Here is a 12800-nt window from a genome sequence, read left to right on the forward strand (position 1 = left end):
GCGATACGCGGCGGAACCGGCTGCGCGAGCCTCGCGTTGTCCGGCCATCAACCCATGGGAGATGGTCATGGACTGGAATCGGATCGAAGGAAACTGGAAGCAGTTCAAGGGCTCGGCCAAGGAGAAGTGGGGCAAGCTCACCGACGACGACCTTCAACTGATCGAGGGCCGCCGCGAACAGCTCGAGGGCCGCCTGCAGGAACGTTATGGCAAGGCCAAGGACCAGGTTCGTCAGGACGTCGACGACTGGCTCAAAGGGCTGCACTAGAGCGTTTTCGAGCGAAGTGGACGCCGGTTCGCGTCAAGAAAACGCGTCAAGACAGGAATCTAGAGCCCCCGTTCCGATTCCGTCGGAACGCGAAACGCAGCACCAGGAAGCCTCGGCTCAGGCCGGGGTTTTTGTTTCTGAAGATTCGCAACCCAGACGATGCGAAGCGAATCCGGCACTTGTCTCGATTGAGGCACGTCCCGGATTTCGCTTTCGCTGCGTCGGGGCTAGAACACTGCAAGATATTTCAGCAGCGACACGATGCCGATGATGATGACGATGACGCGCGCGATCTGCTTGGCGCGGCCATCCATCGGCAACATGTTGATGAGATAAAGTACGAGAATGACGACGAGAAAGGTAACGAGTACGCCCACCAGCATTGCAGGACCCCCTTGTGGCAAATTGCGCCGCCGTTCTTAACGCGCTGCACTCTAGTCGGTTCCATTTCAGCAACCCGCTGCAACCTCTCGCAGAATCCGTCGTCCTACGATCGGCCCGGCCGCCTATGATGTCATTCTTCCGACGAGATTGAGACCACCATCACAGTTGAGATCTGCGTGCGGTCGCGGCGAGCTTGCCCGGAGACCACTGTTGTTCGGCGACGGTCCCCTTCGATGCGGCGTCCCTACTCCTTCGCCACCACCGGGACCCGGCGGAATTTGGCGCGCACCGACTCCGGCAGTGGCGAGAAATTCATTGCGACGCCGCGGCGGTCGTTGGCGTTGCGGCTGGCGACCACGAGGCCGCCAGCGCCGGCGACGATATCGCCCTTGCGCAGGGTGGGATCGTCCTCGACCTTGACCGATGCGAGACCTGCCGGATCCTTGCCGTTGCAGGTGCAGCCCGCGACGATCTCGTTGCGATACCGGAACGCGTTCGGCAGATTGGAGTAGGACTTTCCGTTCTCCGTCGTGGCGTCGTCGATATTGCTGCCGTAGACCAACGAGGTTTCGGAGGCCGGGCAGAAGCTCTTGCAGGACTGCGCCTTGCTTTCGGCATCGCTCCCTTGCGCGGGGAAATAGCGGCCGTCGCAGCCGCGCACGCAATAAGCCGTGCCGCCACCATAGGAGGCTCGCTGGCGCGGCGCATCGTAGCGCGGCATGTCGTCATGCGGGAAAGGCATCCGGATCTCGGGCGGTGGCCGCATCCGGAAGCCGCCGAACAACGCCGAGAAGAAATCCTCCGCGTGCGCCGACGGTACCGACGCCAGACCGGCGGAGACAACGGCCAGGATCGCCGCACCACCGGCCACCTTGCCAACCAGGCGTCTGCTCATATGACCTCGCTCACTCCTAGTTCACGGCCGACGTCGTGATGTTCAACGCCTGCCTGCCCGAGGACAACGTCGTCACGGCCGGACGCTTGCGCACGGGCTCGCCGGCCCTGTCGCCTCCCCTGGCCATCAGCGGCGCGTTCTTCGGCAGCACCACGACCTTGGCACCGACATTGACCCGGTTGAACAGGTCGATGACGTCCTCGTTGGTCATGCGGATGCAGCCGGACGAGACGAATTTGCCGATTGTAGAGGGATCGTTGGTGCCATGGATGCGGTATTCGCTGGAGCCGAGATACATCGCGCGCGCGCCGAGCGGATTGCCGGGGCCGCCGGCGACGAAGCGCGGCAGATAGGGCTGGCGCGCGATCATTTGGGCTGGCGGATGCCAGTCCGGCCACTCGGCCTTCCGGCTGACGCTCTGCACGCCCGACCAGGTGAAGCCTTCCCGGCCGACGCCGACGCCATACCGAATCGCGCGGCCGTTGCCGAGCACGTAGTAGAGATAGGTATTGTTGGTATCGATGACGATGGTACCGGCGGGCTCGCTCCTGTCGAAGCTGACGATCTGCTTGCGAAGCCGGTCGGGCAACTGGGCGTCCTCGTCGGCGGGCTGCGGCGCCTCGTTGACGTCGCTCTGGGAGTAACCCTGGTCCTGCGGGTACGCCCGTGGCTGGAACGGTGCATAGCCGAACGTTTGCGCGCTCGCGCTGCCAAGGGACACTGCGAGCAGAGCGGTTGCGAAAGCGAAAGCGCCGACGGCGCGCGGCGAGAAGCTGCGACGGACTGCAAACAAGTTGGTCATGTGCTGCCCCGTTGGAAAGGTGCATCAGGGTGATGCGCTGCCGGACAAACTCCGCCGGCTGGATCGAAGTTCCGGCGCAACGTGCGGCACCGACGTCACAGTCAAGCGAGCAGCCGTTCACGAAGCCGCGATGGAACCGGTGCGCCGTCCTTGCGTTGTGTAGTCGTCAATGGGCGCGCGGATCGCGGCTTCCGTGCAGGAGAGATATTGTGCGCGTCCTTCCCAGCGAACGTCTGATTTCCGGCAACAGCGAAGGCGATCCGCTTCCCGAGAGCCGTGCCGAGCTGCCGCCGGTGATCCGCCGCACCGAATTCGTCGCCTTCGCGCTCGCAGGACTGTTGCTGATTGCCATCGTTACGGTGCTCTACGTTGGAAGGGCGTTCTTCCTGCCCGTGGTGATGGCCTTCGTCACTGGCACGATGCTATCTCCGGCGGCGGGCTTTCTCGAGCGGTACAAGGTCCCCCGCAGCGTCGGCGCCGTCCTGATCGTGGTCGCGGTGACCGCGGTGGTCACCTTCATGGTGGCGCTGATCGCCTCGCCGGTGATGGAATGGAGCACGCGCCTTCCGGAGCTCGGTGCTCAGCTGAAGGACAAGCTCCACGTGTTCGACCGGCCGCTCGCGCTGTGGCGGGAGATGCAGGCCATGCTCGGCGGTTCGGAAGGATTGCCGAGCTTCCAGATCCCCAAGGTCGACTGGGTGCAGCCGACGATCGAATTCCTGTCACCGACCTTTACCGAATTCCTGCTGTTCTTCGTCACCCTGATCCTGTTCATCGCGAGCTGGCGCGACCTGAGGCGGGCCATGATCATGACCTTCAGCGATCGTGACGCGCGGCTGCGCACGCTGCGGATCCTCAACGAGATCGAGGTCCATCTCGGCAATTATCTCCTGACCGTCACCGTCATCAATGTCGGAGTTGGTGTCGCCACCGGCCTCATCTGCGCGCTCACCGGAATGCCCAATCCGGCGGGGCTCGGCGCGCTGGCAGCGACGCTCAACTTCATCCCGATCATCGGGCCGGTGGCGATGTTCGCGGTGCTGGTCCTGGTTGGGCTTATCGCCTTTCCGACCATCGGCGGCGGCCTGATAGCCGCACTCGCCTTCGGCGGCCTCACCTTTCTGGAGGGGCACTTCATCACGCCGACAATCATCGGACGGCGGCTGGCCCTGAATGCGCTCGCCGTGCTGCTCGCGCTCGCGTTCTGGACCTGGCTGTGGGGACCGATGGGCGCGTTCCTGTCGTCGCCGCTCCTGATCGTCGCGCTGATCCTGAAGGAGCACCTGCTGCCGGAGAATTCGCCGCAGCTCCCGCAAGCCTGACCGGTTTCCCCGAACGGAACTTACCCGGCGACGAAACGTTTTCCGCCCAACTCAGCCGTCAACAGCTCGGAGCTCCTGATGTCCACGACCAATGCCCAACCCGGGATGAGAGACTGGACCGACAAAGCCACCAGAGAACGCCTTGAGAAGGATGTAGCAGCCGTGAAAAGCGATATCGCCGCCCTCACCGACCAGATCACCGACGCACTCAACACCTTTGCCAATTCCACGAGCAAGCAGGCTCGCCGAGGCTATCGCCAGGCGCGCGACAACATGGATACCGCGATCGACGACGTGTCGGAGCGCGGCAGCGCGATGATGGAGGCAGCACAGGACGCCTACGGCTCCATCGAGGAGACGCTGGAAGACGCGATCACGCAGCGTCCGCTCGCGACCGTCGGACTCGCGCTCGGCATCGGCTTCCTGATCGGCGTTGCCTGGCGCCGGTAGAATCGCTAGCGCGTATCGAAGCGGCGGCGCGCCGCCGCTGTCGGCCCGTGACGATTCGGCTGGTGGGAATTGAGGAGTAAGGCCATGTTTCAGCGCATCATAGACGGGATCAGTGCATCCACCGGCACGACTGTCCGGCTGACCTCCCTTGCCGCTGGCGCGGCCTTGGCCCTGTTGGTGACGACAGGCTTCCTTTGTGCCGCCGCCTTCATCTCGGTCCTGGAGAAGTATGGCCCGGTGCAGGCCTGTCTTGCCGGCGCGGGCATCTTCTTCCTGCTGACCCTGGCCGCGGCAGGCTCTTATTGGGGCTACAAGCGCGAGGTGCAGAAGCGTGCCCGGATCGCGGCCGAGCGCGCTGCGAAGTCGGCCGCGCAGAGCATGCTTGCAGATCCAATGCTCCTCGCCACCGGGCTCCAGATCGTTCGCGCCATCGGGATGAAGCGGCTGTTGCCGATCCTGGCGATCGGCGGCGTCGCCCTCGGAATCCTGGCGAGCCGCGCCGGTGTCTCCGACGAGGTGTCGGCTGAACCTGCCGAGTAGCCGTCAGAGCCGGTTAGAAAATTTCGTCGCAAGCTCCGCGAGCGCGTCTCTCCGCATTCGATAGGGGCGACGCCGCGCAATTTTGCGCCCACTGGTGCAAACCCGGCCCCACTCACGCAAACGCTACTCGGATGGGCAGGCGGTTGCCGCTAAAAGCATCACCCTGATTCCAAAAGCTATTTTACTCAATGAAACCGTCCGTCAAGGCGAACCTCGCCGCATTCCATCACGACGCCAGGCTGTATTTGACGCTCGGCATTGCCAACTGGTCGGTTTTCGTCGACCACATTCCGAACAACGTCGTCAACCTGCTGACGCTGCGCAACTTCGGCTTCAGCGGTGCTGCGGACCTGTTCGTGTTCGTGGTGGGTTATGGCGTCGCCATCATCCACGGCAGGATGGCCCTGGAGCGCGGCTACGTGGTCGCGGCGACGCGAATCTTTCGCCGCGTCTGGCGGCTCTACGCCGCCTATGTCGTGCTGTTCGTGATCTATATCGACGCCATCGCCTACGTCGCCTCGCAATCGATGGCGCCGGAGATCATCCACGAATACAACATCTCAGGGATTCTCGAGCATCCGTTGCGGATCCTGATTCGCGGTCTCGTGCTCCAGGAAGAGCCGCTGAACCTCGACCTTCTGCAGTTGATGATTCCGCTGATGGCCTTCTTTCCGCTCGCGCTGTGGGGTCTGTTGCGACGGCCGAACCTGACGCTTGCGGCATCGGTGGCGCTGTATCTTGCCGCACGCTGGTTCGAGTGGAATTTTCGGGTCTCCCCCGACCAGGAGTGGACCTTCAATCCGCTCTGCTGGCAGATGTTGATGGTGCTGGGCGGATGGTTCGCCGTCACGGGCGCACCGGGGCGGGCGCTGCGCGACCTTCCCTGGCTGCGGATACTCGCAGGGAGCTATCTCGTCTTCGCGATGGCGGTCACCCTGTCGCGCCATTCGCCGGAACTGGCAGCCTATCTGCCGGGCCCGCTCCTCGACAGCATCGCGCCGACCGACAAGGAGAATCTCGCGCCTTATCGCGTGATTCACTTCCTAGCGCTCGCCTTGCTCGCGACCCATCTGGTTCCGGCCGATCACCCCGGCCTGCGATTGAAGCCGCTTCAGGCGGTCATACGATGCGGCGAGGAATGGCTCGCCGTGTTCTGCGTCGGCGTGTTCCTGTCCTTTGCCGGCCATCTCATCCTGATCACCAGCCCTAACCTGGTGGTGATGCAGATCGTGGTGAGCATCATCGGCTTCGCGGCGATGACCGCCGTCGCCTACTACGTCGCCTGGTCGAAGCGGCAGGACCTGCCTGCCGCCCTGAGGCAGCAGGCCTAGTCGCAAAATCGTGCGATTCTGCTAGGCCGAAGGCTATGGCTGCGCTATGCCGAAAGTCTGTGTGAGGAGACCGGGCGTGGCGGGGGCGAAAGGCGGGAGTGACGAGGCTGACAGCGCGCCCCGGCGCGGCCGGCCAAGGTCAATCGAGACCAGCAACGCCATTCTCGAGAGCGCCTATACGCTGATGGCCTCCACCGGCCTTGCCGCCACCACCATCGACGCGGTCGCGCGCCATTCCAGCGTCTCCAAGATGACGATCTACAAGTGGTGGCCGTCCCGCGAGGCGCTTTTGATCGACGCATTTCTCCACCACGCCGCGCAGATGCTGCCGCTGCCGCCGGCGAGTGCCGGCAACCCCGCGGCGCGCGCGCGCCGCCATGCCGCGGCCTATGCCGAAGCGCTCCAGGGCGAGTTCGGCAAGGTCCAGCTCGCCGTCATCTCCGAATGCATCTCGAAGACCGGCTCGGCGGAGCTGTTCTACGCGCGCTATCTGCAATTCCGCCGCGACGCGCTCGTCGAGATGATCGCCGCGGGCCAGCAGGATGGCAGCATTCTGGCCGAGGGCCTTCCCGAGGATCTCTACGATGCGATCTATGGCAGCCTGTTCTATCGCTACGTCTTCGGCATCACGCCGGTCACGCCGGCTTACGCGCGCAACCTCGTCGATCTCGTGTTGCTTCCGAAGGGTTAGCTGCGCACGGGCCTGACCGGCGCCGAGATCTTGTCCGTGCGGTCGCGCTCGGTCATGTCGACCACCGTCTCCATCGGTGCGGTCAATTCATAGACGTAGGAGACGTCGGTGAAGAAGCGCTTGGCGGTGCCCCCTAGCGCCTCGGGCGCAACGCGGTCGAGCAGGATCAGGCCGAAATCGGAATCGGGCCGGCGCGTCGCCTCGCTGGTGTTGAACTCCTCCCAGCGGAAATGGAAGACCTCGCTGCCGTCCTCTCCCGTCACCGTCCAGTTGGCGGTGATGTGTGGATGCTTTCCAACCAGCGACAGGCCCTCGTCGGAATGCGAGGCCAGCTCGAAGAACAGCAGCGACAGGCTCTGCGCCGCGCGTGCGCTGACCGCGATATCGGGACCGGTGACGGCGATGCGGTCGGCATGCGGGATGGCGCGCGCCTCGAACAGGCCCTTCAGCTTGACGCCCTGCCACTGGCTCTCGCTCAGCAGCGAGACCACGTTGGACATCGCGTGGATGCGCCCGATCAGCAGCTCGCGCGCGGTGTCGATGTCCGAGCCGTGGCGCAAGGTGCGAGTCACGATCGACTGGATCACCGCCAGGATGTTCTTGACGCGGTGGTTGAGCTCGTCGATGACCGCGGTCAGCCGGCGCTCGAACCCGATCCTGACCTGGATCTCCCGGCTGAGCCGCAGATTGTTGTAGGCGACATAGCCGAACAGGCCGCACACCATTGCCGTGATCGCAAAGCCGATTGCCGCCACGATGATCGCGGTCTGCTCGGCACGACGCGCCGAGTTGGTTTTCGCGTAGTAGCTGAGCTGCCAGTCACGCCCACCGAAGCTCACGGTGCGCGTCGCCGACGGCGCCGGCCCGTCCGCTGCAACCCTGCGCGACGAGACCACGCCCTGATCGTTGGCGATCAGCTCGCCGCCTTCCTTGCGCGGATCCCTAAGCGCGACCGCGAACACCGACAAGTCGTCATTGGTGAGCATCAGCGTGGCGAGCTCGTAGGAGAATGTGACGAAGCCGGCAGGCTCCGTTGCTCCCTCGGGAATGACGGGCGCAGCCACGATGATGCCGACGGCGCCGTTCCCTCGGATCAGCGGCACCGGGTCCGAGGCAACCGACCTCTTCTCGGCGCGCGCACGCGTCAGCATAGCGCTGCGAACGGGATCCTGATCGTAGCTGCGACCGGGCAGCGTCTTGGTCTCGTTGCTGCGTGGCTCGAGGTCCATCAGCACGTCGATCGGCTGAGTGATTTCGGCCGGATTGATCGGCTTGTCGTCATAGGAACGGATCTGCGGATTTGGGAAGCCGGCGCCGGCGATCGCGGCCTGCGCCGCCGCGAGCTCGTTCGGCTTCAGCCGGGCGATCCAGCCGGCCACCACGAAATCGGTCTTGAAGGCGTAGATCGCCGAGCGCAGCGGCTCCAGCATGTTCGGCTTGATCACGGATGGCGTGCGGAACAGGCCTGAGGCGACACGCGCGAGCAGCTCCCGCTCGGTGAGGCGGTCCTGAACCAGGCTCGCATGAACGTCGATCGCACGCGCGAGCGCGATCCGATCCAGCGCCAGCTCCTGGTCGTGGACGCGATAGGCTGCAAGCCCGGAGAGCAAGACCCCGAGCAGAGCGATGAAGCCGATGATGAAACCCAGCCTGACCACGCGACTACTCAGGCGAAAGCAGGAGGTCGGCAATAAACACGGAGCATGTGAACGCCGCTTGAACGGCCATCTGCCGAGACAGGGGAGACCACAGTGGCGGAGATAATGGAGGAGGAGGCATCAGTACGCAACTTGGGTCGCCTGGAAAGCTTAATCCGCCCGGCCGATGGTCTGGCAGGGATGAATTTGCCCCGGGCGCCGGAGGTAGTTAATCGTCGTGTCCGAAATTTGTTCCGCGGTCACGGCGCCGCCCAAACGTTAACGGCGGAAAATGCCTGCGCCAAGTGGTCGCGTCCCGTCAGCCCGGCCGTTTCAGGCCACCTTTGGCCTCGATGAAGCCGACAATTCGGTCGAGCCCCTCGCTTTTCTTCAGGTTGGTCATGACGAAGGGACGCTCGCCGCGCATGCGTCTCGCGTCCGTTTCCATCTTCTCCAGGGAGGCGCCCACATGGGGCGCGAGGTCGGTCTTGTTGATGACCAAGAGGTCGGACCGGGTGATGCCGGGGCCGCCTTTGGACGGGATCTTGTCGCCGGCGGCGACATCGATGACGTAGATGGTGAGGTCCGCCAGCTCTGGGGAAAAAGTGGCAGCGAGATTGTCGCCGCCCGACTCGATCAGCACGAGATCGAGTCCGGGAAACTTGGCGCGCATGTCCGCGACGGCGGCAAGGTTCATCGAGGCATCCTCGCGGATCGCGGTGTGCGGGCAGCCGCCGGTCTCGACCCCCGCGATGCGATCCGGCGTCAGCGATCCCGAACGCACCAGGAACTCCGCATCCCATTTGGTGTAGATGTCGTTGGTGATCGCCGCAATGTCGTAGCGCTCGCGCATGGTCTTGCAGAGCAGGTCCATCAGGGCGGTCTTGCCCGACCCGACCGGGCCGCCGACGCCGACACGCAAGGGGCCGTGGGATTTCGACATGTGATTCGCTCTCTCTCGATTGGTTGAAGCCGCGCCGGTCACGAGCGAAACAGCCGCGTATATTGCGTCTCGTGCCGCAGGCTGGCGAGATCGGCCCGGAAGGTCGCGCTGCCGAGATCGTCCAATGCCGCGTCCAGCGCACGATCGGCGGTCGCGGCGACGGCGGCTTCCAGCCTTGCCAGCACACGCTGGCTATCGGTCTGGCCGAGCGGAATGAGCCGGCTGGCCGCCGAGATCCAGTTCGAGACCAGCGCATGCAGGAAAGCGTGCAACGTCGGCGCCAGCGGCACGGTGTGCATCGCGGCGACGACACCGACGGCAACGGGATAGACCAGCGGAGTGCTGCATGCCGCAATCATGGCATCCAGTCCGTCGGCATTCCACGCGGAGCGGGCGATGTCGATGAAGGCGCGGCCCTGCGAGGTCGTCTCGAGCTGCCGTTCGCGCGACGGCACGAAGGCGCTCGCGAGCCCGGCGATCTCGTTCAAAGCGGCAGTCTCGCCCGCTTCCGTGGCGCGATAGGCGTGGACCAGAAACGTCGCGTCACAAAAGCCGGAGCCGTCGCCGAGCATCGCATCGAGCCAATCCGCCAGCGAGGCGGCGTCGGTGATGTCGCCCGCCTCGACGGCCCATTCGAGGCCGCTGGAGTAGGAGAAACCGCCGACCGGGAACGCCGGCGACAGCCAGGTCATCAGCCGGTACAGCGCCGCTGCCTCACCCTCGGCAAGGGCACCGGCGCCGACCCGCTCATTTGTGGTCATGAGCATGCTTGTGGCCGTGGCGATGGTCGGGGTGGTCGCAATGCTCATCGTGGTGACCGTGGCCATGATCATGCGCGGCATGATCATGATTGTGGTGGCCGTGATCATGGTGATGATGGCCGTGATCGTGATGCGCATGGTCCTCATGTCCATGGGCGTGGCTCGTATCGACATAGGCCCCACCCTCGGGATTGAACGGCGCCTCGATCTCGATCACGCGGGCGCCGAGGCCCTTGACCATGGCCTCGATGACGTGGTCGCGGCGAATGCGCAAGGCTTTGGCCATGATCTGCGTCGGCAGATGGCGATTGCCGAGATGCCAGCCGACCCGGATGAGATGGTGCGGATCGCGGCCGCGGATCTCGAGCAGCGGCTCGGGCGCCGCGACCACTTCGATCAGCCGGCCGTCCTCCAGCACCAGCGCGTCGCCGCCGCGCAGCGCAACGGCATGCTCCAGGTCGAGCAGGAATTCGAGGCCGCGCGTGCCGGTCATCGCCATGCGGCGGCGGTGCCGGTCGTCGAAATCGAGCACGACCGTATCCACCGGCGCTTCCGTGAAGCGGTGCTGTCCCTTGACCTGCGTCGCCCGGATCATGCGTCTTACCTCTTTACCGTGTCTCGACCTTCTCGGGCGTGATGATTTCGATCTTCGGCGGCGCCGTGAAGCATTTCACCGCGACGCGGCCAAACGTCTTCATGTGCTCCATGGCGCGATGCGGCACCAGCGCCTCGGCGTTCTCCCACTGCTCGACGAACACCATCTTGGCAGGATCGGTGACGCTCTCGTGCAAATCATAGGCGATATTGCCGGGCTCCTTGCGCGTCTCCTTGATGCAGGCGGTGGCGGCTGCAATGAACTCGGCGCGCGTTTCGGGCTTGATGGTCAAAGTGGCAACGACGTAGATCACGAGAAATCCTCCCGGCTTTTCTTCTGAGGGTTAAGATACCGGGCGGGACATTAGACCAGGCGGCACCGAACGCAAAACCGCAAAAGGCCGTTCCCGGATACGCGGCCAGACTTCCCTCCCTGGACATGCGTTGAGGCGCTATTTCAGTACATGAAATATCGCTGCGCCATCGGCAGCACCTCCGCAGGCGGGCAGGTCAGCAGCTCGCCATCGGCGCGCACCTCGTAGGTCTCCGGATCGACCTCGATGTTGGGCGTGGCATCGTTGTGGATCATGCTCTTCTTGGAGATCCTGCCGCGGGTGTTCTGGACGGCATAGAGCTTCTTGTCGATGCCGAGCTTGCGCGCCAGCCCCGCGGTGACCGCCGCCTTGGAAGTGAACACCACCGACGATGCCGTACGCGCCTTGCCGAACGCGCCGAACATCGGCTGGTAATGCACCGGCTGCGGCGTCGGGATCGAGGCGTTGGGATCGCCAATGGGCGCCGCGACGATCGTGCCGCCCTTGACGATGCAGTCCGGCTTGACGCCGAAGAAGGCCGGCGACCACAGCACGAGATCGGCCAGCTTGCCCTTCTCCACCGAGCCGATCAGCTTCGACACGCCATGCGCGATCGCGGGATTGATCGTGTACTTGGCGATGTAGCGCTTGACGCGGAAATTGTCGTTGTCCCTGCCCTTGTCCTGCGGCAACGACCCGCGCTGCTTCTTCATCTTGTCGGCAGTCTGCCAGGTCCGGATGATGACCTCGCCGAGACGGCCCATCGCCTGGGAGTCCGAGGACATCATCGAGAGCGCCGCCGAGGTCGTGCAGGATGTCTTCGGCCGCGATCGTCTCCTTGCGGATGCGGCTTTCGGCGAACGCCAGATCTTCCGCGATGGACGGATCGAGATGGTGGCACACCATTAGCATGTCCAGATGCTCGTCGATGGTGTTGCGGGTGAAGGGCCGTGTCGGGTTGGTCGAGGACGGCAGCACGTTCTTCAGCCCGGCCACCTTGATGATATCAGGGGCATGGCCGCCGCCGGCGCCTTCGGTGTGGAAGGCGTGGATGGTGCGGCCCTTGAAGGCCTTGATCGTGTCCTCGACGAAGCCGGATTCGTTCAGCGTGTCGGTGTGGATCATCACCTGGATGTCGTGATCGTCGGCGACCGACAGGCAATTGTCGATCGCGGCCGGCGTGGTACCCCAATCCTCGTGCAGCTTCAGCGCACAGGCGCCGGCCTTGATCATCTCGACCAGCGCGGCCGGGCGCGACGCGTTCCCCTTGCCGGAAATGCCGAGATTGACCGGGAAGGCGTCGAACGACTGGATCATCCGCCCTATGTGCCACGGCCCCGGTGTGCAGGTGGTCGCGAAAGTGCCATGGGACGGTCCTGTGCCTCCGCCCAGCATCGAGGTAACCCCTGACATCAGCGCGTGCTCGATCTGCTGCGGACAGATGAAATGGATGTGGCTGTCGAAGCCGCCGGCGGTGAGGATCTTGCCTTCGCCCGCAATCACGTCGGTGCCGGGGCCGATGATGATGGTGACGCCCGGCTGGATATCGGGATTGCCGGCCTTGCCGATCCCGGAGATCATGCCGTCCTTGATGGCGACGTCGGCCTTCACGATGCCCCAGTGATCGACGATCAGCGCATTGGTGATGACGGTATCGGCCGCGCCCTGCCTATTGTTGACCTGCGACTGCCCCATGCCATCGCGGATCACCTTGCCGCCGCCGAACTTCACCTCCTCGCCATAGGTGGTGAAATCCTTCTCGACCTCGATAATCAGATCGGTGTCGGCGAGGCGTACCTTGTCGCCGGTGGTGGGGCCGAACATGTCGGCATAGACGGAACGCTTCATCTTGACGGACATCACAAGCC

14 protein-coding genes and 1 pseudogene are annotated in these 12800 nt (G+C 64.2%); 6 read left to right on the forward strand and 9 right to left on the reverse strand.

The window, feature by feature from the left end:
- Window positions 1–67: 67 nt before the first annotated feature.
- Window positions 68–268, forward strand: coding sequence for a CsbD family protein (locus ABIG06_RS06470; protein WP_024340516.1), 201 nt, complete (start codon window positions 68–70; stop codon window positions 266–268).
- Between the two features lie 227 nt (window positions 269–495).
- Here ABIG06_RS06470 and ABIG06_RS06475 read toward each other — a convergent pair whose 3' ends face one another.
- From ABIG06_RS06475 to ABIG06_RS06485, 3 genes are all read right to left on the reverse strand, one after another.
- A complete protein-coding gene (locus ABIG06_RS06475) occupies window positions 496–651 on the reverse strand; it encodes a Thivi_2564 family membrane protein (RefSeq protein WP_008546817.1) in 156 nt (51 codons plus the stop codon).
- Between the two features lie 245 nt (window positions 652–896).
- Window positions 897–1547, reverse strand: a complete 651-nt coding sequence (locus ABIG06_RS06480) for a DUF2865 domain-containing protein (RefSeq protein ID WP_370135189.1) — start codon at window positions 1545–1547, stop codon at window positions 897–899.
- A 16-nt stretch (window positions 1548–1563) separates the two neighbouring features.
- Complete coding sequence (locus tag ABIG06_RS06485) at window positions 1564–2349, reverse strand: L,D-transpeptidase (protein ID WP_370135192.1); 786 nt, start codon at window positions 2347–2349, stop codon at window positions 1564–1566.
- Between the two features lie 209 nt (window positions 2350–2558).
- On the opposite strand from ABIG06_RS06485, the gene ABIG06_RS06490 reads away from it, so the two are divergent.
- From ABIG06_RS06490 to ABIG06_RS06510, 5 genes are all read left to right on the forward strand, one after another.
- Complete coding sequence (locus ABIG06_RS06490; protein ID WP_424578092.1) at window positions 2559–3671, forward strand: AI-2E family transporter; 1113 nt, start codon at window positions 2559–2561, stop codon at window positions 3669–3671.
- A gap of 78 nt (window positions 3672–3749) precedes the next feature.
- The gene (locus tag ABIG06_RS06495) at window positions 3750–4121 is read left to right on the forward strand and encodes a DUF883 family protein (RefSeq protein WP_370135198.1); all 372 of its coding nucleotides are present in this window, start codon (window positions 3750–3752) and stop codon (window positions 4119–4121) included.
- A gap of 84 nt (window positions 4122–4205) precedes the next feature.
- Entirely contained in the window at window positions 4206–4661 is a 456-nt protein-coding gene (locus ABIG06_RS06500; protein WP_370135201.1) for a hypothetical protein, read from the forward strand.
- Between the two features lie 188 nt (window positions 4662–4849).
- Window positions 4850–5992: an OpgC domain-containing protein gene (locus ABIG06_RS06505; RefSeq protein WP_370135202.1), complete on the forward strand. Its 1143-nt coding sequence runs from the start codon at window positions 4850–4852 to the stop codon at window positions 5990–5992.
- A gap of 46 nt (window positions 5993–6038) precedes the next feature.
- Window positions 6039–6683, forward strand: coding sequence for a TetR/AcrR family transcriptional regulator (locus ABIG06_RS06510; protein WP_370135205.1), 645 nt, complete (start codon window positions 6039–6041; stop codon window positions 6681–6683).
- Here ABIG06_RS06510 and ABIG06_RS06515 read toward each other — a convergent pair.
- The 6 genes and pseudogenes from ABIG06_RS06515 to ureC all read right to left on the reverse strand — a co-directional run bounded on the left by ABIG06_RS06515 (window position 6680) and on the right by ureC (window position 12792).
- A complete protein-coding gene (locus tag ABIG06_RS06515; protein WP_370135207.1) occupies window positions 6680–8341 on the reverse strand; it encodes a CHASE domain-containing protein in 1662 nt (553 codons plus the stop codon). The genes ABIG06_RS06510 and ABIG06_RS06515 overlap by 4 nt on opposite strands.
- A 298-nt stretch (window positions 8342–8639) precedes the next feature.
- Complete coding sequence (gene ureG / locus ABIG06_RS06520; protein ID WP_035708617.1) at window positions 8640–9263, reverse strand: urease accessory protein UreG; 624 nt, start codon at window positions 9261–9263, stop codon at window positions 8640–8642.
- Between the two features lie 38 nt (window positions 9264–9301).
- Window positions 9302–10030: an urease accessory protein UreF gene (locus ABIG06_RS06525; RefSeq protein WP_370140802.1), complete on the reverse strand. Its 729-nt coding sequence runs from the start codon at window positions 10028–10030 to the stop codon at window positions 9302–9304.
- Window positions 10011–10619: an urease accessory protein UreE gene (locus ABIG06_RS06530; RefSeq protein WP_370135209.1), complete on the reverse strand. Its 609-nt coding sequence runs from the start codon at window positions 10617–10619 to the stop codon at window positions 10011–10013. The genes ABIG06_RS06525 and ABIG06_RS06530 overlap by 20 nt, the downstream gene beginning before the upstream one ends.
- Before the next feature lie 13 nt (window positions 10620–10632).
- A complete protein-coding gene (locus ABIG06_RS06535) occupies window positions 10633–10932 on the reverse strand; it encodes a putative quinol monooxygenase (RefSeq protein ID WP_124159230.1) in 300 nt (99 codons plus the stop codon).
- A gap of 143 nt (window positions 10933–11075) precedes the next feature.
- Window positions 11076–12792 (reverse strand): annotated as a pseudogene (gene ureC, locus ABIG06_RS06540) (urease subunit alpha).
- Between the last annotated feature and the right edge of the window lie 8 nt (window positions 12793–12800).

It is taken from the genome of Bradyrhizobium sp. USDA 326, from assembly GCF_049739485.1.
In the GTDB taxonomy this organism is placed as follows: Bacteria; Pseudomonadota; Alphaproteobacteria; order Rhizobiales; family Xanthobacteraceae; genus Bradyrhizobium.

Excerpts from the sequence above, each read along its gene's own strand:
- ABIG06_RS06470 (WP_024340516.1), top strand. The coding sequence starts at position 68 with ATGGACTGGAATCGGATCGAAGGAAACTGGAAGCAGTTCAAGGGCTCG.
- ABIG06_RS06475 (WP_008546817.1), bottom strand. The coding sequence starts at position 651 with ATGCTGGTGGGCGTACTCGTTACCTTTCTCGTCGTCATTCTCGTACTT.
- ABIG06_RS06480 (WP_370135189.1), bottom strand. The coding sequence starts at position 1,547 with ATGAGCAGACGCCTGGTTGGCAAGGTGGCCGGTGGTGCGGCGATCCTG.
- ABIG06_RS06485 (WP_370135192.1), bottom strand. The coding sequence starts at position 2,349 with ATGACCAACTTGTTTGCAGTCCGTCGCAGCTTCTCGCCGCGCGCCGTC.
- ABIG06_RS06495 (WP_370135198.1), top strand. The coding sequence starts at position 3,750 with ATGTCCACGACCAATGCCCAACCCGGGATGAGAGACTGGACCGACAAA.
- ABIG06_RS06500 (WP_370135201.1), top strand. The coding sequence starts at position 4,206 with ATGTTTCAGCGCATCATAGACGGGATCAGTGCATCCACCGGCACGACT.
- ABIG06_RS06505 (WP_370135202.1), top strand. The coding sequence starts at position 4,850 with ATGAAACCGTCCGTCAAGGCGAACCTCGCCGCATTCCATCACGACGCC.
- ABIG06_RS06510 (WP_370135205.1), top strand. The coding sequence starts at position 6,039 with ATGCCGAAAGTCTGTGTGAGGAGACCGGGCGTGGCGGGGGCGAAAGGC.
- ureG (WP_035708617.1), bottom strand. The coding sequence starts at position 9,263 with ATGTCGAAATCCCACGGCCCCTTGCGTGTCGGCGTCGGCGGCCCGGTC.
- ABIG06_RS06525 (WP_370140802.1), bottom strand. The coding sequence starts at position 10,030 with ATGCTCATGACCACAAATGAGCGGGTCGGCGCCGGTGCCCTTGCCGAG.
- ABIG06_RS06530 (WP_370135209.1), bottom strand. The coding sequence starts at position 10,619 with ATGATCCGGGCGACGCAGGTCAAGGGACAGCACCGCTTCACGGAAGCG.